This is a genomic window from Nitrospirae bacterium YQR-1 (genome assembly GCA_039908095.1).
GTDB lineage: Bacteria > Nitrospirota > Thermodesulfovibrionia > Thermodesulfovibrionales > Magnetobacteriaceae > Magnetomonas.
Window position 1 is genome coordinate 61,053 of the sequence record JAMOBJ010000013.1, and the last position, 19,768, is coordinate 80,820.

Genomic DNA, 19,768 nt, shown 5'->3' on the forward strand with positions numbered 1-19,768 from the left:
CTGCCAAACACCTCCGGTATAATAAGCAGCTAAACCCCTTAGAATAACTAACTTACTCAGTTGATGGTGTTTCAGAAGGAATCGGCTTTGGCGGCAACTGAAGAGTAATGACACTTCCCTTCTGCCCGTAACCCTCAAGCTCTTTGCCGTCAAAAACGATTTTGACGCCTCCGGCATTACCAAGTTTTAATATGAAATTATCATCGGCTACCCATTGTACCGTCTCCATCGGTTTAAGAAACATCTGTTTTGATTCTTTGCCGTCAATCTTGACACTCAACCATGTTAAATCCGACGCCTTAAGGGTAAGAGTATGCTGTTTCGTGCCGGATGCAACATCAGCAGTGACAGCTGCCGGTTGTGGAGACGGAGATGGTTCTGTTACCGTGGTTTGTGCTAACAATGCAGTTGTACCATTATCTGACTGAGCAGCAGCCGGTTGCGCCGGCAAAGAGGTGTTGTCTGTTTGTGATGAATTCACAGTGTCCAGAAATTGCCGGATATTTGTTGATATCCTGCTAAAAAAATCTATCTTTAGTCCCGGAGTTTGAATGTTTTTATTAAATATAAAAAAAATGGCTGCTGCTGCAAACAGAATTATCGCTGCTAAAATATACTTATATGATTTTGCCGGTTTGACGGAATTACCCTTAACAGGATTAAACTCAGTGTTTTGGGTGACGCTGGTACCAACATCCGAGGTTTGTTTTAATTGTTCATGGTATATTTTTAGTCCATCCGATGGGTCTACACCCAGAGCTTTAAGGTATGTCTGTATGTGGCCTTTAATATAAGTCTCGCCTGGAATATTACTAAAATCGTCTTTTTCCAGTGCGATAAGGTAAGAGCGCCGAATACGGGTTCTTTTTGACATATCCTCAATGGAAACCCCAGCTTCTATACGTACTTTGGTTAAGTACTCGCCTATCAACCCAACTGCACCTCAGTAAGAATTTGACTAAATAACACTACTATTAAGAAAACACATATCATCAAAGAAAATCAAGTGTGCATGTAAAATAAAAAGACAGGTTCTGTACATCCCAAACAAATCTATTCAGCGTAATTCCAATTTTAATTCAAAAGTAAACGCAGGCGGCTGGGAACAAGCGACGCCTCGTTACTCTTTTGACTGCTACTTGGTATTAGGGGAGACGCCCCGGAGCTTGTGACTAAGCCAACAAAGTTAGACAAATGAATTAGAATTGGAATAAGAGAGAAACTACCTTTAACGTTATGTTATAATATGACACCAAGGGAAGGTATAAAAGGTATGAGATGAAATATCAGGTTGAAAATAAACCAGGCAAAAGCATTAAGTTTGAGACTAATCCTCTGTTTTCATCAGTAATGGATACGCAACTCATCTCTTTACGTAAACAGTCCAGGCCGTTTAATTTAAAAAAAGAAGAGACCCTGTACATGCAGGGCCTGGAGTCAAAGTCTGTATTTTTTTTAGAGAGCGGTTACGTAAAACTCTCAAAACTGAATCATGACGGCAGGATTTTTATTCTTGATGTGGTTGAGCCCGGGGAGTTCTTCGGTGAACTGGCGCTGGCAGGGGAAAAAGAGAGAAGCACATCTGCAGAGGTTATCGAGGATTGCTCAGGTATTGAAATAAAGAAAGAGGTTTTTGAGACTTTCCTGAAATCTATACCTGATTTGGCAATTAAACTTATCCAGATGATTGGCGACAAAAGGCTCAACACGGAAAACATGCTGCAAAATATGATATTTATGGACATTGAGACCCGCATCGTCTCCCTGCTGCTAAAATATGCCGATGGTGATACTGTTAAAATCTCAATGACTCACCAGGAAATGGCAGATATGACCGGTTCCACCAGAGTTTCAGTCTCAAGAACAATTATAAAGTTCAGAAACAACGGATTAATAGAGACAACAGGAGACCGCATAAAGCTAAAAAATCTTAAAAAATTACATGGATATCTGGAACATTCCCATTAAAGTGCATAGGCAAGATTACGGGCTTTTGCATCTTTTACATACTCATACAGGTCATTATGGCTAAGCACAACGTTTTTCTCGTAATAGTCAACATACCACGAAATGGTTCTCCGAAGCGTTGTCTCAATACTCCAGACACTGCTCCACGCCAGCTCTGCCGCTGCCTTTGAGCAGTCAAGTTTCAGATAATCCACCTCGGCAAGCCAGTCAACAGGGCGTATTTCGCAGGAAATTATACTCCATGATTTTCTTGCCATCTCTATTAATTCCATGACGGTCAGATAGCTGTTGTTATCAGGGCCGAAATTCCATGGGCAGGCAAATTCCCTCCTTCCTGCAAGTAGTTGTGCTCCCAATGTAAGATAACCGGAGAGTGGCTCAAGCACATGTTGCCACGGACGCACCGAGGCAGGTTTCCTTATGTAAATGGTGTCGTTTTCTATTGTTGCCCTGACAATATCCGGAATAAGCCTGAATTCAGACCAGTCCCCTCCGCCTATAACATTGCCGGCACGTGCGCTTGCCACAAAAGGAGTTTTGTTTTCAGTATCGGAAAAAAAAGACCTTCTATAAGAGGCGGTAATGAGCTCGGCACAGCCCTTGGAAGCACTATATGGGTCATGTCCGCCCATTTCGTCCATTTCTCTGTAGCTCCATACCCAGTGCTTACTCTCATAGCACTTGTCGCTGGTTATGATTACTACTGCCTTAATGCTCTTTATATGCCGGCATGTTTCAAGCACGTTTACAGTTCCCATTACATTAGTTTCCAGAGTCTCAACTGGATTTATGTACGACGGGCCGACAAGGGCCTGTGCGGCAAGGTGAAAAACTATCTCCGGCTCAAAAGCGCTAAATGCCTCATTCAGAGCCACCCTGTCCCTGATATCTCCTTTAATTGATGCAATGTCTAAGCTAAGAAGGTCAAAGTGATTGGGGTTGGTTGGCGGCGGGAGGGCATATCCGCTAACTATTGCACCAAGCTCCTTTAACCACAAACACAGCCATGACCCCTTAAAACCGGTATGTCCGGTTACCATCACACGTCTATCTCTGTAAAGTCCGCTAAAAATATCCATTTTCTACAATACCTCCCACAACTTCCAGGTGAATTGCCGATATTTCATTGCACTTAATACCCTCAACGCTATGTAGCTCTGATTATAACATTAACAGGGGTGAACTTAATAGACAGAAAAATCCATAATTTGATTTTTTAAAAAAAATGTGTTATTTTAATTCAAATCGCCATGGCTGCTACTCACTTAGAATAAGAAAAACTTTTTAAACAAAAATGTGTTATTTGTAAAAATGAATACTCAAAATGACAGACGGCAATAAATACAATAAAACATCAGACAATAAAGACAACAAAGGGAAACAGAGGATTGCCGTTGTTATACCGGCGTATAAGGTTAGTGCTAATATAATAGGTGTGTTATCAACTATACCGGCAGAGGTAGATGAGATTATCGTTGTTGATGACAGATGCCCTGAAAATTCCGGTAAAAGCGCGGAGTTAACGGCTGATAAGAGAGTAACCGTTATTTATAACACTAAGAACATGGGTGTAGGGGGTGCAGTTGTTGAGGGTTATAAAAAGGCGCTGCAACTGGATTGCACAGTCATAGTTAAAATGGACGGAGATGGCCAGATGGACCCCGTGTATCTGAATGATTTAATTACGCCCATTGTTGATGGCTGTGCCGATTATTCAAAAGGTAATAGGTTTTTTGATTTTAAAGCGTTAAAGACCATGCCGGTTATTCGTCTTTTAGGCAATAGTGCTTTGTCTTTTGCGGTTAAATTGACATCAGGGTATTGGAACATAGCAGATCCCACAAACGGCTACACTGCCATATTATCTGAAACCCTGAGAAAACTCGACCTTAAAAAAATATCCACCGGCTACTTCTTTGAATCCAGTATGTTGATAAATTTAAATATTATCAATGCCGTTGTTGCTGACGTTAGTATTCCGGCAAAATATGGCGATGAGGAGAGCTCACTTTCTGTTACAAAAGTGCTTCTGAGTTTCCCGCCAAAACTCCTGTCAGGACTAATGAGACGCCTTTTATTAAAATACCTTATCTATGATTTTAACATGGCATCGGTGTATATGCTTCTTGGGATTCCGATGTTTCTGTTTGCCCTGGCCCTTGGTCTCTATGAATGGGCACAGTCCTCCCTTACGGGCCTTGTCAGATCCCCAGGCACAATTATGCTTGTAGCGTTGCCAATAATTGTATCATTTCAGATGCTCCTTCAGGCCGTAAATATTGATATTTCATCAGTGCCAAAGAGGCGGTGTTGAAAGACGCAGCTGTTACTGTCATAATCCCCAATTACAACGGAAAGGCGTATCTTAGTGACTGTTTGAACTCTTTAAGAAATCAGACTTTTAAAGATTTCGAAATAATTGTAGTTGATAACGGCTCAACCGATGGCTCTGTTGAGCTGATAAAGCAGGTTTTTCCAGAAGTAACACTGATTATATTTAACGAAAACACCGGATTTTCCCATGCCTGTAATGCAGCAATTAAAGCCTCAGAAAGTCCTTTTGTCGCTCTTTTAAATAATGATACTGAGGTCTCACCACAGTGGCTTAAGGTGCTTTTTGAATCAATGCATGGAAGTAAAAACACAGGCATGGCGGCCTCTAAAATTCTGCTTGATAAGATGACAATAGATTCCACGGGAATGTTGATTTACCCTGATGGAATAGGAAGGCAAAGGGGCAGGGGAGAGACCGATACAGGGCAGTATGACGATAAAACGGATGTTCTTTACCCAAGCGGCTGTGCCTGTTTGCTCAGGCGTAAAATGCTTGATGAAACCGGACTTTTCGATGAGGATTTCTTTGCCTATTGCGAGGATGTCGATCTCGGGCTAAGGGGAAGGCTTGCCGGCTGGTTGGCAGTTTTCTGCCCTGATGCCGTGGTTTACCACAAGTATTCCGAAACAGGCGGCAAGTACTCAGAGTTTAAGGCTTTCCTTGTGGAGAGAAACAGAATCTGGGTGGCCGTCAAAAATTTTCCTCTGCAATTTTTGCTGAAAGTGCCTCTTTACACGTTTAAAAGATATATCTGGCAGATGTATTCCATCGCAACTAAAAGGGGAAGCACTGCAAGATTTGCCGGGGGAGTAAGTGCATCCGGCATGGCTGCCGTCTTTTTAAAAGCATATAGTTCTGCTGCTGTAAAAATCCCCTCGATGCTAAAAAAAAGAATGTTTTTTAAAAGAAGAATCACGGCACTGGAGTTTTCAAATATGCTAAAAAAACACGAGGTTTCGGCGTCGGAGTTAATTCTGAAAGATTGATAATGAACATGGCTGCCGGCAAGCCTGTCTTATTCCAATGACATACTACCCTTTTTAAGAACAAGGTTAATTCGTTTGTCTATCCACATTATATCCCACCACTGGACCGGGTTTACATATACGCCGTGGCACAGAATTGCAAAGTGCAGGTGGTCTCCACCGGCAAATCCTGTCATACCGCTTTTTGCAATTATACTGCCTTTTGTAACCTTGTCTCCCTCTTTCACCAAAATCGAGGAAAGATGACCGTAAAGGCTCATAAGGCCAAGGCCGTGGTCAATTATTATGGTGTTGCCGTAAATTCCAAGATTACCGGCAAATTGGACAATACCTGTGTTTGAGGCAGGAACCGGGGAGTTAGCCAGAGAGGCCAGATCAAAGCCCATATGGCGGCTGCCGCTTATTATCTTTCCGCCATACTCATATGACCTTATATCTCCAAAATGGGCAAAGACCTTTGTGTTTTTCATTTGAATAAAAGCACCCTGCCAAAGGATTTCACTTACACTCTTAGATGTCAATTCCTTTATTTTAGCTTCATTTTCCGCTCTCCAAACCTCGTTAACTTTTTTAAACGCATCAACCGGCTCCACCTCCCCCTCAGTAAGTCCTAAAAGCGTAAACACCTGCCTTTTAATAAAATCATCGGATATTTTTAACACGTCTTTCTTAAATACCGTGGGCTTAAATATGGTTTTAACACCCGTCATGACAACATTTCCGGCATCATCCTCTGCGACGGCATTTATAGGGATGGTCTCCTTATAATCCACATCAAGGGGGTAAATACAAAAGTAGTGGTTCTTGTTTTTGAAAATTGAATTTACTGCAGGATACGTTTTATCTCCAATTTTAACATAAACTGAATCTGCCCCTGTGGCCTCTGCCAGCACCGCAGTGGCTGAACCCAGATCAGTTATATATGATGAGTCAAGTACGGATAGCACCGGAGCAACGGTGTCAATAACCGCCTCAAACTGTTTTTCAGTCTTTGAAAACAAACCGCTTTTTACTGTGAGTTTTATGGAAGCTGTACCGTCTTTAATATCCAACTTTTTAGGTTCGACTTTAAGCAGATACTCTGCTGTTTTCCCCCCTGGTTTACTTAACGGAAGCAGTTCCTTAGTGATATTACCCTGTGATATTGTTATCATGACAGATTTCAGTGCTGATTTGCTCTCTATTTTTATAGGAATTTCTTTTTTACGCGGTAGTTTTTCCAGACCCTCAATTCCTGAAATTACAGGGGGTTTAGTGCTTATGAAAGTTATAAGTGAAAAACCCGCCAGAGATATACCTATAATGCCCAATAGGTAATAAAAATATTTTAATGTGCCTTGTTTAGTTTCATTTCTAAACACTATATTTTTCTCCTTATTATTAAATTTCTCATGGAATATCTATATCATAGCCCTTAATTTTTCTGTGAAGGTTGCTTCTTTCAATTTGAAGGGTCTCTGCAGTTTTGGAAACATTCCACTTGTGTTTAACCAACTGCCTGATTATGTAGTCTTTTTCAAAGGTATCACGGGCCTCCCTGAGAGTTTCATAAGCAAAGTAGTCTTTTTGCGGAGAGTCGCCGATGGATATATCAGTTGCCATTATGACTTTTGACTGAGTCATTATGAAAAGGCGCTCAAGAGTGTTTTTTAATTCTCTGACATTGCCGGGCCAGTCGTGGGTAATGAGAATTTTCATAGCCTCAGGACTAATAACCCGCAGCGGGCGCGCATACTCTGCTGCAAATACCCCCATAAAGTGCTCTATAAGTATGGGCAGATCATCTTTTCTTTCCCTCAGCGGAGGCACTACTATGGGGATAACATTCAGCCGGAAGAACAGATCCTCACGAAATTTACCCTCCTTAACCTCTTTTTGTAAGTCCTTATTTGTAGCTGCTATTATCCTGACATCCACCTTTATGTTCTTACTGCCGCCGACACGCTGAAACTCCTGAGTTTCTATGATTCTAAGAAGTTTAGCCTGCGTTGTCATAGACATATCACCAATTTCATCCAGAAACAGAGTCCCCTCATTAGCAAGCTCAAACTTACCTCTTTTCTTTTCAAAAGCACCCGTGAAGGAGCCCTTCTCGTGGCCAAACAGCTCGCTCTCTATAAGCTCCTGAGGGATGGCAACACAATTTACCTCAACAAATGCCTTATTAACCCTGTCGCTCTGATGATGGAGGTTTCTTGCTACCAGTTCCTTTCCAACTCCGCTCTCACCCATTATCAACACCCTTGCATTGCTCTTTCCGGCTATTTCTATTTCTTTTTTCAAATCCCTGACAGCCCTTGATTCGCCGACTATGGTGTACTTCTGGATCATATCCTTTTTCAGTGTCTCGTTTTGTACCTGTAACTCCTTACGCTCAATTGCGTTTTTTGCCGTAAGAAGCACCCGCTCCAGCGACAGCGGTTTCTCAAGAAAATCGTATGCTCCAAGCCGTGTAGCCTTTACCGCCTGATCGATTTTCCCATGCCCGGATATTATGATAACAGGCAACACTGAGTTAAGCTGTTTTATCCTCTGAAGCACCTCAAGACCGTCTATGCCTGGAAGCCATAAGTCCAGAAATACCACATCAGGGTGATTTTTCTCTATATACTCAATTCCTTCCTCGCCTGTTTCGAACTTCACCACATTAAAACCCTCATCCTCAAAAATCTCCGACAGGGTCTCCCTTATGCTCTTCTCATCATCAATTAAAACAACTGTAAAATCGCCCATATCTGCCACCTTTGTTTGTTTAAAAGCACGGTAATTCTATCTTAAATACAGAGCCTTTAGGGGTGTTGTCCTTTACGGAAATCATCCCCTTGTGCTCGGTAACTATCCTGTGGGCTATGGCAAGACCGAGTCCTGTACCGTTTTTTCGCCGTGAAAAATACGGCTGAAAAAGCTTATCCTTATCCTCATCCCTTATACCCTCACCAGTGTCTGAAACCTCTATTATTATATTGCTTGTTGTCTCATCCTCTCTCACTATTACCGTTATTTTACCATTTTCATCAATAGCCTGTACGGCATTGTCAAAAATATTTATCAATACTCGTTTAAAATTATCAGCGTCTATCAGAAGCTCATCTACGAATGTATTATAGTATAAAACTATCTCAAGATGTTCATATTCTCTGTAGAGGTCTATAACCTCGTTAATCAGTGGTTTAAGGTGTGTGACAGAGAGCTCTATGTCCGGCATTTTCCCAAGACGGGAAAACTCATTAACCAGCTTTTGAATACCATCCACTTCACGTACAATAGTGCCTGTAGCCTTTTTCAGAATTTCCCCAAAATTAGCATCGCCGCTGTTCCATCTCTTTAACATTCTCTCGGCTGAGAGCTTAATCGGTGTAAGAGGGTTTTTGATCTCATGGGTAAGTCTCTTAGCCACGTCTTGCCATGCGAGGGCTTTTTCCGCCCGTATGAGTTCAGTCAGGTCGTCAAAGACCACAAGCAGGCCCACCGGGTTTTTCTTGTCATCTTTTAGTTGCACTATGAAGACCCGCAGCACTATACTTCTACCGTTGACTGACACCCTGAGCTGATCCTTTTTACTAAAAAAATTATACAGATTGATATCTTTTATGAATTTTTCAAATTCATCGGACTTTATATTTTTTATAACCTCTCTGTAATGATGGTTAAGAACATCTGAGGTTTTCACGCCTAATATTTTACATGCAACGTCATTTATGGTTATAACTGAGTTATCAACATCGAGGGAAATAACCCCTGAGTTAATGTTATTTACTATATTTTCAAAACTAAGCCGCCTTCTTTCAGATTCAAGATATGCACTGTGAAGTGAAAGTTCGGTACCCTTAATTTTTTCAATCATTGTATTAAAGGAACTTATTAACATACCGATTTCATCATCACCATGGGTTTCCATCACAGGGTTAAAGTCCCCGCGTGAGACATTTGCAGTGGCATTAAGCAGGTTCTGAATTGGCACAGTAATACCACGGGATACATGCAGAGCCATCCAAAGGGCAAAAAACATGATAAGAAGGGTAAAAAACCCTAAAATTATCAGGTAATTTGCCTTCAGAGGCATCCGGAACTCTCTTAAGGCCATATAGTTTTGGTTAGCTTTCTGAATTTCACCAACAAGTGTACTTATCTCAGGCGGCACCACCTGAGAAACGCTAAGCACCTTATCCACAAGGCCGCCCTTGTAAATGGGTACAGAGGCTCGTATGATATCAAAGTCTCCCTGAGTTATTACCTCAACAGCGTTATTGCCGTTAAAGGCATCCTTTTGTGCCTCAGATAGCTCCTGAGTTTCGTTTTTTAACAAAACAGCTGCGGTATATTTACCATCTATCATTGTACCGTCTCTTAGTTTATGGGCATTTTCAAGAGTTTCTTTTCTTAACAAGACGTATATTTTGGCAGAGAGTGCAAGCGAATCCTCTATAGGTCTGCTCACAAGAGGGACAAACCACTTATCAACGTAACTTGTTACAAGTCCGCTTGAAATTATAAACAACATAATTGAAGGCAGCAGAGTTATGCCTACAAATATTATGACAAGTTGAGTTTTAAACTTGGAGCCGACAATTCTGTTTCTCTTTTCCATTAACAGCTTAATCAGATTTTTTGCTACAAAGAAAGCTAGTGTCAGCAAGGCTATTATGGTGATATTAAACGTTACTATAAACTTTGAGGCGACATCGGAGTTGGCTTTTACAAAAGTTAAGTCAATGTAAATCCAGCCGGCTATTAGTAAGGTGGTCGCAAGTATAAGTGCAGTCAGTTTAAAATACTTCATCTTGCATCAGGAGTAAAGATATCGGAGTCTTTTTTTATTTTGAAATCCCTGTCGTCAACAAAAAAGAAAACATAACCGATCATCTGTTGAGGTTTTTGTTTAACTGATTCAACTGTAACCCTGATGAAATACGAACTGTCATCTGAAAGTGTCCCTGTGGTAAGTGTTGTATCTTTAATCTTTAAAGCCCATTTGACCATCGAATCCAGGGAGTTAAAACGTTTCTCCAAAATAGTGTTACCCTCAACGGACATGACCTTATATTCGCCCTTCACAGGGTTAACCATAAGTGTTCGCGAGATTTTTTTACCCTTTATAAATTCATCCGGCCAGAGACTCCATTTTCTGAATATATCTATGTAAAAGACGATTTCCTTATGAAGGCCTTCACTTATAAGTTTAATTTGGCTTTCATCGAGGGAAAGTGTTAAACTTACTTTTACTGTGCTGCCATAGACATTTATTTCAGGCACAGAGACTTCCTGTGCCGTTACCTGTAGAGGAATCAGCATTATACAAAGTACGATAACTGTTATTGATAGTAGTCTGTTCATTGGAAATCTTTTTTTCTGTAGAAGAAACATTGTAACATAACAGCATGGAAAATTTAAAGAATTATAAGAATGAATATGGGTTTTCAAATCGCCATGACACAAGGAGAGTTGTTGTCTATGCGTTTTTAGCTATGTTTGCAGTAGTGTTTGCTTTTAGCACTGATGCACTAATAAGGGGCGCTATTGCAGGTTTCTTCCAAAACCACAAAGAAATTAGTTTTTTTTACGATAAGATAACTCCTGTGCTTAATTTCATATTTCATGGAACACCACAGTTTACCTTAGCCATCTTAATATTAATAATCGGCAGGTACCGGTATCCCGACTATTACATTGCAGGTAAAACCGCCCTTTTATCCTTAACCTTTAGCGGTTTGGCGGTACAGGCGGTAAAACATATTACAGGAAGGGCCCGGCCCCGGGTGACAGATGTCTTCATAGCAATAGGTCCTACATTCAGAGCCGGTTATGATTCTTTTCCATCCGGACATACGGCACTTGCCTTTTCCATAGCAGTGTTAGTAACACGGTATTTCCCAGGGTTCCGGGCGCCTGCATATTTTTTTGCTGTTTTGTGTGCATTTCACAGGGTAAAGACTGGGTCTCACTTTCCCTCAGATGTGGTGGCGGGGGCTTTTGCCGGTGTGGTTGTGACAAGTATTATAATTTATTATTTCAGTGATAACAAGGAGGTACATGATGGAGGTTAATATTAAATATGACGGCAATGGGCTGATTCCTGCAATAGTGCAGGATGCAGCCAATGGCGAAGTTTTAATGATGGCTTATATGAACGAGCAGTCGTTAAAGGAGACGATAAGAAGCGGTTATACGCATTTTTGGTCCCGTTCCAGGCAAAAGTTTTGGAAAAAGGGGGAGAGCTCCGGCCATGTGCAGGAGGTAAAGGAGATTTTGATTGACTGTGACGGCGACACCATTGTAATTAAAGTCATTCAACACGGTCCAGGCGCTTGTCACACCGGGCATAGAACGTGTTTTTACAGAAACATGGACGGTGTGGAGGTTTCCGAAAAAACTTTTTCGGAAGAGGACGTCTATGGAAAAAAGAGTACTTGATAAACTCTATGGAGTAATTTTAAGCAGAAAAACCATTCCTGTTGAGGGTTCATATACGTGCAAGCTTTTTGAGTCGGGCAGGGGTGGGATTTCAAAAAAAGTCGGGGAGGAGGCGGTTGAGACCATTTTATCGGCATACGAGGACGATAAAAACAGAGTGGTCAGCGAATTAGCCGACCTGTTTTATCATATTTTAGTTTTTATGGCCAATGAGGATATAACCTTAGATGATGTTTATGATGAGTTAAGCAGGAGAGAGAGCGGAGAGGTTAAGCAAAAAAAGGCTCTTTACCGAACAAGTGGGTAGAAAAATAAGAAGTATCCTCTGTCGCCTGAAACACAGTAGCCTACAGGTAAATGGGAAGTCAAGTTTTGCTTTCGCAAAACTGCTCCACTGCGTTACGCCCCTGCGGATGACATCCCCTACCTTGCGGCTATGTATAGTGTAGGCGACGGGGGAGGCAGAGCAACCTTACAGCTCTGGGAAAAGCATGTACTTATAAAAAGGGTAAGGATTGGCTAAATAGTGTATAACACCGCAGCAGCCGGTAGTTTGCCCAGTTGTGAAAGCATCCTTGTCCAGAGAGCAAGTGGCATCATGAAGATATTTGTGCATTTTATTTGATAGCGGAGCCCAACAGAGTGAAGGAAAGGTCTGTCAAGGTCGGCGTAGCCGTGCATTTTAACCTTGACATGACCTTTTGCTTCACTCGTTACAATTGAAAGGCCAAATAAAATGAATTCAAAAGCGTGTATTAAGTTTTTTTGTAACTTGCAGCAACAGATGAAAAAATAAACTTTAACTACTTTTAGTGGGTTGTTGTTTTTCTATATCGGATTTCGGGGTCATTTTCTCGAGATACTTAATTTTTTAAAAATTTTACTTGACATCACGGTTGCTTTAAGGGAGCGTACGCCCAGGAGCTTGTGACAAAGCTAACAAAGTTAGACGATTGAGTGCAACATATATATTTTAATACCCCCTTTCTATTTTAAAATTTGATACTATAAAATACAGGTGTGGTACCGAGTGAGGATAAATGCTGGGGGATACTTAGCGGCTTAGGTGTAACTGATGTTTGTAAACGCTGCGGGGTCTCTTATGACCATAGAGAGGAGCACTACATAGTTAAATCATTAGGTATTGAGTTTTCGATATCTCCAAAGTTAAGAAAAATCAGTCCGCTGACTGAACATGGCAGAGTAATTACAGAGCGCTTTTCAGACTTTTACACTCTTTCCTCACTATTTTACTTAAATGAGGCGAGGGATATTTCAGAAAGCGGTATAATAGTCTCTCCGTTGCAGATAAAGGGCGGTGACATTTTCTTCAGAGGCGGGCATGTGTTGCCTCTGAATAAGCTTGCAATGAAGTATGACGGGAAAAAAGATGATTTTTTAAAAAAGGGGTTCGCAATGGGTGGAGAGATATCCACTTACGGTGACGTCTCATTTAAGATTTACCCGTTTCCACGCCTTCCGGTTATATTAATCCTGTGGCACTCCGATGATGAATTCCCTGCAAGGGCGGACTTGCTGCTTGACTCAACCTGTGAGTTCCACCTTCCTGTCGATGTCATATGGTATGTATGTATGTTGTGCACTCTGATGATGTTTTAATACCAAGCAGCATTCATTCGATTAACTTTGTCGGCTTCGTCGAAAGCTCCCAGCCGTCTCGTTACTCTTCTGACTGCAGCTTGGAATTAGATGGGGTCTCAGGGCAAAGCCCTTCCACTTTCATCTAAATTTCAGCTTATTGACGGCAAACATGGTCATTTTAAGTAACAGCCAGCCGTGTGAAAAACGTGAGATGTTAGTCTCACCATACTCTCTGGCTTTGTAAGTTATCGGCACCTCAACTATTTTTAAGTTTAACTTGACTGAGCCAAATATAAGGTCATAGTCGCCAAAAGGGTCAAAGTCACCAAAGAAATACCGGTTTGCCTGTATCTTAAGATAGTTTTCCCTAGACAGTACTTTTGTACCACACAAGGTGTCTTTAAGACGCTGCCCTAAAATCCACGTAAACATTATTGAGAAAAACTTGTTTCCCAGCATGTTTAAAAACCTCATGGATTCTTTCTCAAGCGGATACACCAAACGTGTGCCGTTTATAAATTCCCCCTTACCGGTGGCAATAGCCTCATAAAACTTAGGAAGTTCCTCCGGCGCAACGGTCAAATCAGCATCCAGAATCATTAAGATATCCCCTGTTGCCATAGCAAAACCTTTTCTGACAGCATCCCCTTTCCCTTTGCCGTCCTGAGTGGTATATTTAAGGTCCACTTTATTACCATAGAGAGCACATACACGTTTGATTTCATCTAAAGTGCCGTCGTTAGAGTGTCCCTCAACAAAGATAATCTCCGTGTGGCTGCCAAGCGTTGGAGTTCGTTTTACGGCATTTTCTATGTTTCCACGTTCGTTTCTTGCAGGGATTATAACACTTACAGTTGGCTCAGGTTTTGTGCCGTCAACCCTGAATGCCGGTTTTGCTATTATGTAACCGGTCAAACACAGGGAATTAAAAAACGGAAGATGTGCTATAAACTTGTTTATAAATGCAGATATAAATGCCCAATTCTTAGGAAATAAAAATCTTCTCCCTGTTTTGATTACTTCAAAATCCTCCAGATACAGCAGCTGGCTGACATCTTCAGCATCAAGCCAGTTCAGCCGCTGCTTAGGCATCTTAAGCCCCAGTGCCTCGGCTATATTTAACAACGGATGCCACAGGGGACAGTTATAAGTTATGACTACTCTTGTGTGGTTATTAATAAGTGGTTTCATTTGCTTAAACACCCGTTGAATGTCTTCAAAAAGCCCAATTGTATCTGAAATAACAATGTACTCAAAAGGTGCCTCATTAAGCTCCAGTTCTTCTGCATCCATTTTGAAAAAATTAAGATACGGATATTTAAGTCTTGCCGTTTGTACCATTTTGGCGGAGAGATCAACACCGACACCATAAGAGGGCTCAAGGGCTGCAAGGATATGCCCTGTGCCGGAGCCTATCTCCAACACTCTTTTACCCGCCGGTATGGTAAACTTCAAAAACTTTATGAGATCGTCATAGTAGTACTTGTTTTTGTCTATATAGTAATCACGTTTGTCGGCTATCGAGTCATAGTAATCCATGACTCTTTGTTTTTTATTAGTCAGTGCAATGGGCATGCTTTAATTGACTGCGACACTTTTTGAGGGAGAAATTTCCACAGCATCAGACATATTACTTCCCTGTGAGATAGTCACCTAAAACCCCCCTGCTGTGTTCGTCATCGTGGCAGTATGTGCACAGGTTTTCCCAGTTGGAACCATCGGCCGGGTTGTTGTGATGATTACCGTCTTTGTGGTGGACTGTAAGAAGGGATTTGTTTTTTTCATTAAACTCGGTGCCGCACTTTGCGCAAATTAGTCCGTGGATTTTAATGGACATATCTCTGTAGTCAGATTGATTTTTAGTAACCTGTCCTTTCAGCTCCTTTATTATATCCTCAACAGGCCTGCCGTCAGCCGGTTTTTTGGTTACTTTCCTCATTGTAAAGCTACGGTCTCTTCTGCTCATATCACTAAAGCCTCTTTAAAGTCTGTTTAATTTACGATAGTTTAACATCATAAAAACTATTAGTCAATATTTAATGTATCAGTGTAATAGCAAATTAAAAATGTCCGCAAAGAGCGGTCATAGCAGGCTCTGGTTTAGAATGAGTAATTGGAGAGGTTATTAAAGCGTTTAAATAACTCTGTCGAAAGTATTATAATACGTTAAGATGGCAACACTTAAATTTTCTGTTATAACCGTGTCTTTTAATCAGGGTAAATACATAGAGGAAACCATCGTAAGTGTACTTACGCAGAATTACCCTGACTTTGAGCATATCATAATAGATGGGGGCTCAACCGATAACACGTTAGAGATTCTAAAAAGCTACCCGCATTTAATCTGGGTCTCAGAGCCTGACAATGGCCAGGCGGATGCCTTAAACAAGGGATTTGCCATGGCAGACGGAGACGTCATCGCATGGATAAACTCCGATGACTACCACTACCCCGGGGCTTTTCAAAAGGTTGCTCAGGCTTTCAGAGACAATCCCGAGGCCGGTGTTATATACGGCAACTGTCTGTATTACTTTGAAAACTCCGCGGAACACTATGTCAATATCAATTCTGAACTGGATTTTGAGAAAATGCTCCGGTACTGGAGCCACAATGTGCCACCCAACCAACCCTCTGTTTTTTTTAAACGCTGCCTGCTTAGCGACTTCGGCGCACTTGACACTTCTTTAAAATACATGATGGACTACGATTTGTTTTTAAGGTTCGCTCAAAAATACAAGTTTTACTATATTGATGAAACTCTGTCGGTCTATCGCTTTCACAAAGACTCCAAAAGCGGATTTGCCAATTGGAGCGTCTTTTACGCTGAAACCCACAAGATATATAAACGATACAAACACCTTTCAGCTGAACTCCCATGCGGACCTCTTGGAACTCTCGCACTGCCTTTCATTAAGGCCCTTCATGAGGAGTCTCTGTGGCATATAAAATCACTGAAAAACACTATTACACAAATCCTGACTCAAATAAACCGTGACCTTGAGATACTTTTAATCACAGACGTCACAGATGCAAATAACATATTAGACCTCCCCGATACACATTTAGATATAAAGATTATTGAGATTGACACAATGTCGTTGTTCTTGTTTTATCAGACGGTATCACTAAACTCAGCCGGATACGTTGTGCATTTCCCTTCTGTAACAGAGCCATTGCACACAGGGTGGCTCAGAGATTCAATCAACGTGCTTCTGGATAATTCTGACATGCTATACTTCTACGATAAGTGGATGAGAGGAAAGACCCACCCGGTTATTGCCGATGGTGATTTCCCAGGGCCTCAGATTTCTATAAGGAGAGGCTTTTTTGAGTGCTTTAAACCGTTTTCATTTTCCATTACAGATGCACCGGAGTTTACCGTAATTGTACGTGTTAACGGCAGCCCTGCTCTGCTTCTTTATTCTGTTTATCAAGTTTGGCTGCAATGCAAGAATCGGAAAGTTGAAATTATAACGGTTTTATCTGAAGGATTAAATGATTACGGCCAATGGGTGGCTCATGTGGAAGGTCTCAGAGCCAAAAAAATCTCCGGCGAATTTACTTTAAGTGAGATATTAAAACAGACGGCAGCGGAAGTAAACGGAAAATACGTTGTTATGATAAACGGTGCATATGAAATAGTGGAAGGATTTTTCGATGCAATTACAAAAACCATAAGCGGGCTCAATCGTTGTGGTTTCATTGGTGCAAAAGTAATTGACCACAACAGAGTTTTAAGAAATGCAGGTTCAACCATGTGGGCAAACGGTGACGTTACCAATCATGGGGAATATGACAATCCTGAAGCTGATAAGTATAACTTTCTCAGGGAAGTGGATTTCTACTCAGGGGGGTGTTTCATTGTACCCGCTGACATTCTGAAAAAATACATCAAAGACGGCAATGTGTATAAAACTGATTTATATGCTGGGGCTGAGCTGTGTGTTTTCATAAGAAGCTACGGGTTTAAGGTTTTTTATTTGCCTGAAACTGTGGTTAAATTGATTGCACCTGAAGATAACTATACTGAGAAAGGAAGAGATGAGATTCAGGGAAGAGATGAATTGTTGTTTAAAGACCGGTGTCTGTTTTTAGAATATCGAAAGCAGCAATTAGAGACTAATCACTTTAAACGTGGCCACGAATTTACCGGCAAGGCTTATGGTAAAGCTGAGAGTATTTTATTTGTTATCAATAAGCTCCCCTCCGGTGTTGCCAAAGCCGGTGGTTTCAACTTATATGAATTAACCACCGGATTGTTAAAAAGAGATATCGGGGTAACTTTTTACTTTGACGGCGGCATCTTAAAAAATCAAGGTAAGGAACTTCAATCTTCAGGCGTGGAAGTCTGTTATGATATTGAGAATTTTGAGGATTTTTTAAAACTAAACAGAGACCGTTTTGATATAATATGGCTTCAGGGGCGTACGAGCACTTTTTATAAAATCGAGGGAATCAGAAAGTATTGCTATAATGCAGTCATATTATATAAGGTTGAAGATGGGTACGGGGAAGTTTCCTCAGCTTCCGGTCTTACGGAATATGAGAGGGAAAAACTTTCTGAGATCTATGAGTTGCAGTCAAAGTATATTTATAGATATGCGGATATCTTGCTTGTCAGCTCTGCGGATGAATTGACAGAGTTATCATCCTTTGGGTATGCTACGAAAATTATTAAATATGAAGAAGTATTGGCTGGAAGTTTAAGTGAAATAAGAAGTAAATGCAAAAACTTAAACTATCGTGTTAACATAGTGGCTATACTTAGAGAAAAAGATGAAATTGTCTCTGTAACGCTTGATGGATTAAGAAAAATAATACCATTTGTTGAAACAGAACGTGAGCTTTATATCTGGGGGGCAGGTGCCGCCGGAATCTCCACAAGATTTATGATAAATGAAATTGGTTTTTATGTAAATGGATTTATAGACGGCAGCTCCGGTAAGTGGGGGACGGTGGTTAACGGACTTATTGTGTATTCACCTGAGACATTAATAAACCGGCATAAAAAACCCTTTGTGGTAATCGCCTCAATGTATTTTGTAGAAATTGGAAAAACTCTATCGGACATGGGTTATGAGCACGGTGTAGATTTCATAAATAATGTGTTTTATTAACTGTAGTGAATGATATTTAATCTTTCGGAATTTGCGGCTTCCGCCACAGCACAACAGTACATCCGGGAATTTGGAAATCTTGCAAAGACCGGCAACTTATTAATCATAAAAAAACCCTTTCACATATATTATCGATACGGCTTTTATTGCATCGTCTTTATCTTTCGCCCTGAAAAGTATCCTATACATATTATATCCCTTTTTATCACTGTATAAGAGCACTACGTCTCCCTTAGCAGTCGGCACAAGCTCCTTAAACCTTGTAAATTCTATCGTTAAACCATTGTCTACCATAATAGTCTTCTTTGCAGAATCAAAAACAACATTTTTAACATAACTACTAAACGCTGTTTCGTCTATATGTGCACAGGTTAAAACTGCAAGAGACATCATCGCAGGTAAAGACAATAACGCTACAGTTATAAATAAAGACTCCAGAAAATTGTATCGTTTGAAAAATTGTAAATCTTTCAGCTTTTTAAGCAGTGTGTTTGCAGGATTCCATAAAATTCCAAAGATAATCACCGGATGTAAGGCAGATACAATAAACAATAGAACATACAGATACCGATGTCTTGTCTGCGTATGAAAGCTTAATTGTTCCCTGTTAGCGGTAAAAGTTGTGGTGGTGGTTTTGGTTGTTGTTGTAAATCCGTCTGTGGTTGTTTCATCAGAAAAAATCTGCCTGCCGGCAGATGATGTGTTTTTTAACTCATTCTCCGGTTTTGTAAACAACTGTTTTTCATATTGTGCACAGGATGTAACATTGGCATTGCCCATAAGTGCCGGCCGCGGCTTTGTGGCATTGTCATTATGCTCTTTAGTGAGATACAACTTATCCATACACTTCAACTCGTTTTTTTTCACATGGCCCAGATACGCAGGCACTGCAATTAAGCTAAATACCAAGATAATGGCCAGTACCAGAATTTTATCTGTATTTGGATGAAAAGAACTCATCGGCCCTTCCCCCCCTCTCCCTCTTTATGTAGCAAACCTGCCCATAAGGAGACACTGAATGATTTATCAACGGCATACGACTCCAACACGGCTGATTATAGTACAATTATTAAATTCACAGTGTCAAATCCATTTGTAATTCCAATTCTAATTCAAAAGTATAACGCAGGCGGCTGGGAACAAGCGACGCCTCCCCTCACAGGGGATTCCCCTTTTTAGGGGAGAAGTTTAGGAGCTTGTGACAAAGCCAACAAAGTTAGACAAATGAATGCAACCTGGAATTAGTCTTTACTCTGATAGAAATAATCCCGGCTTTTATGTTAGCCTAAGTATAATCAATAATATAAAGAGGCAAAATGCACCAACACTATGACTTGACACTAAAGAAA

At 40.9% G+C, this 19,768-nt stretch carries 17 protein-coding genes; 8 read left to right on the plus strand and 9 right to left on the minus strand.

Translation table 11 applies throughout. From position 1 onward, the window contains the following. Positions 1-52: 52 nt before the first annotated feature. Positions 53-931, minus strand: a complete 879-nt coding sequence (locus H7844_08265) for a helix-turn-helix domain-containing protein (protein MEO5357276.1) — start codon at positions 929-931, stop codon at positions 53-55. Positions 932-1,278: 347 nt separating this feature from the next. Between H7844_08265 and H7844_08270 the strand changes: the two genes are divergently transcribed. Further along, complete coding sequence (locus H7844_08270; GenBank protein ID MEO5357277.1) at positions 1,279-1,968, plus strand: Crp/Fnr family transcriptional regulator; 690 nt, start codon at positions 1,279-1,281, stop codon at positions 1,966-1,968. Here the strand turns inward: H7844_08270 and rfbG are convergent. Beyond that, on the minus strand, positions 1,965-3,047 hold the full coding sequence (gene rfbG / locus H7844_08275) for a CDP-glucose 4,6-dehydratase (protein ID MEO5357278.1): 1,083 nt from the start codon (positions 3,045-3,047) through the stop codon (positions 1,965-1,967). The two genes, H7844_08270 and rfbG, sit on opposite strands and share 4 nt — an antisense overlap. Positions 3,048-3,292: 245 nt before the next feature. Here rfbG and H7844_08280 point away from each other — a divergent pair, with 245 nt between their 5' ends. Both H7844_08280 and H7844_08285 read left to right on the plus strand, forming a co-directional pair. Then, entirely contained in the window at positions 3,293-4,282 is a 990-nt protein-coding gene (locus H7844_08280) for a glycosyltransferase family 2 protein (GenBank protein ID MEO5357279.1), read from the plus strand. Then, positions 4,279-5,289 carry a glycosyltransferase gene (locus H7844_08285; protein ID MEO5357280.1) on the plus strand — a complete coding sequence of 337 codons (1,011 nt, stop codon included), beginning with the start codon at positions 4,279-4,281 and terminating at the stop codon, positions 5,287-5,289. Before H7844_08280 ends, H7844_08285 begins: the two co-directional genes overlap by 4 nt. A gap of 29 nt (positions 5,290-5,318) precedes the next feature. Here H7844_08285 and H7844_08290 read toward each other — a convergent pair whose 3' ends face one another. From H7844_08290 to H7844_08305, 4 genes are read right to left on the minus strand one after another with little or no spacing between them, the layout of a single operon-like run. Next, on the minus strand, positions 5,319-6,650 hold the full coding sequence (locus H7844_08290; protein MEO5357281.1) for a M23 family metallopeptidase: 1,332 nt from the start codon (positions 6,648-6,650) through the stop codon (positions 5,319-5,321). Between the two features lie 28 nt (positions 6,651-6,678). After that, on the minus strand, positions 6,679-8,022 hold the full coding sequence (locus H7844_08295; GenBank protein MEO5357282.1) for a sigma-54 dependent transcriptional regulator: 1,344 nt from the start codon (positions 8,020-8,022) through the stop codon (positions 6,679-6,681). A 19-nt stretch (positions 8,023-8,041) separates the two neighbouring features. Further along, on the minus strand, positions 8,042-10,069 hold the full coding sequence (locus H7844_08300; GenBank protein MEO5357283.1) for an ATP-binding protein: 2,028 nt from the start codon (positions 10,067-10,069) through the stop codon (positions 8,042-8,044). Next, on the minus strand, positions 10,066-10,623 hold the full coding sequence (locus tag H7844_08305) for a DUF4390 domain-containing protein (GenBank protein ID MEO5357284.1): 558 nt from the start codon (positions 10,621-10,623) through the stop codon (positions 10,066-10,068). The genes H7844_08300 and H7844_08305 overlap by 4 nt, the downstream gene beginning before the upstream one ends. 44 nt (positions 10,624-10,667) lie before the next feature. Here H7844_08305 and H7844_08310 point away from each other — a divergent pair, with 44 nt between their 5' ends. From H7844_08310 to H7844_08325, 4 genes are all read left to right on the plus strand, one after another. Beyond that, on the plus strand, positions 10,668-11,333 hold the full coding sequence (locus H7844_08310; protein ID MEO5357285.1) for a phosphatase PAP2 family protein: 666 nt from the start codon (positions 10,668-10,670) through the stop codon (positions 11,331-11,333). Next, a complete protein-coding gene (gene hisI, locus H7844_08315) occupies positions 11,320-11,700 on the plus strand; it encodes a phosphoribosyl-AMP cyclohydrolase (GenBank protein ID MEO5357286.1) in 381 nt (126 codons plus the stop codon). Before H7844_08310 ends, hisI begins: the two co-directional genes overlap by 14 nt. Further along, on the plus strand, positions 11,681-12,007 hold the full coding sequence (hisE, locus tag H7844_08320) for a phosphoribosyl-ATP diphosphatase (GenBank protein MEO5357287.1): 327 nt from the start codon (positions 11,681-11,683) through the stop codon (positions 12,005-12,007). Before hisI ends, hisE begins: the two co-directional genes overlap by 20 nt. 713 nt (positions 12,008-12,720) lie before the next feature. After that, positions 12,721-13,320, plus strand: a complete 600-nt coding sequence (locus H7844_08325) for a DUF3786 domain-containing protein (protein ID MEO5357288.1) — start codon at positions 12,721-12,723, stop codon at positions 13,318-13,320. Between the two features lie 120 nt (positions 13,321-13,440). On the opposite strand, the gene H7844_08330 is transcribed toward H7844_08325, so the two are convergent. Both H7844_08330 and H7844_08335 read right to left on the minus strand, forming a co-directional pair. Next, the gene (locus H7844_08330) at positions 13,441-14,877 is read right to left on the minus strand and encodes a bifunctional class I SAM-dependent methyltransferase/glycosyltransferase family 2 protein (GenBank protein MEO5357289.1); all 1,437 of its coding nucleotides are present in this window, start codon (positions 14,875-14,877) and stop codon (positions 13,441-13,443) included. 55 nt (positions 14,878-14,932) lie between these two features. Beyond that, on the minus strand, positions 14,933-15,241 hold the full coding sequence (locus H7844_08335; GenBank protein MEO5357290.1) for a YajD family HNH nuclease: 309 nt from the start codon (positions 15,239-15,241) through the stop codon (positions 14,933-14,935). A 232-nt stretch (positions 15,242-15,473) separates the two neighbouring features. Between H7844_08335 and H7844_08340 the strand changes: the two genes are divergently transcribed. Continuing rightward, positions 15,474-18,419, plus strand: a complete 2,946-nt coding sequence (locus H7844_08340; protein MEO5357291.1) for a glycosyltransferase — start codon at positions 15,474-15,476, stop codon at positions 18,417-18,419. A 99-nt stretch (positions 18,420-18,518) separates the two neighbouring features. On the opposite strand, the gene H7844_08345 is transcribed toward H7844_08340, so the two are convergent. Then, positions 18,519-19,379 carry a hypothetical protein gene (locus H7844_08345; GenBank protein MEO5357292.1) on the minus strand — a complete coding sequence of 287 codons (861 nt, stop codon included), beginning with the start codon at positions 19,377-19,379 and terminating at the stop codon, positions 18,519-18,521. Positions 19,380-19,768: the final 389 nt, after the last annotated feature.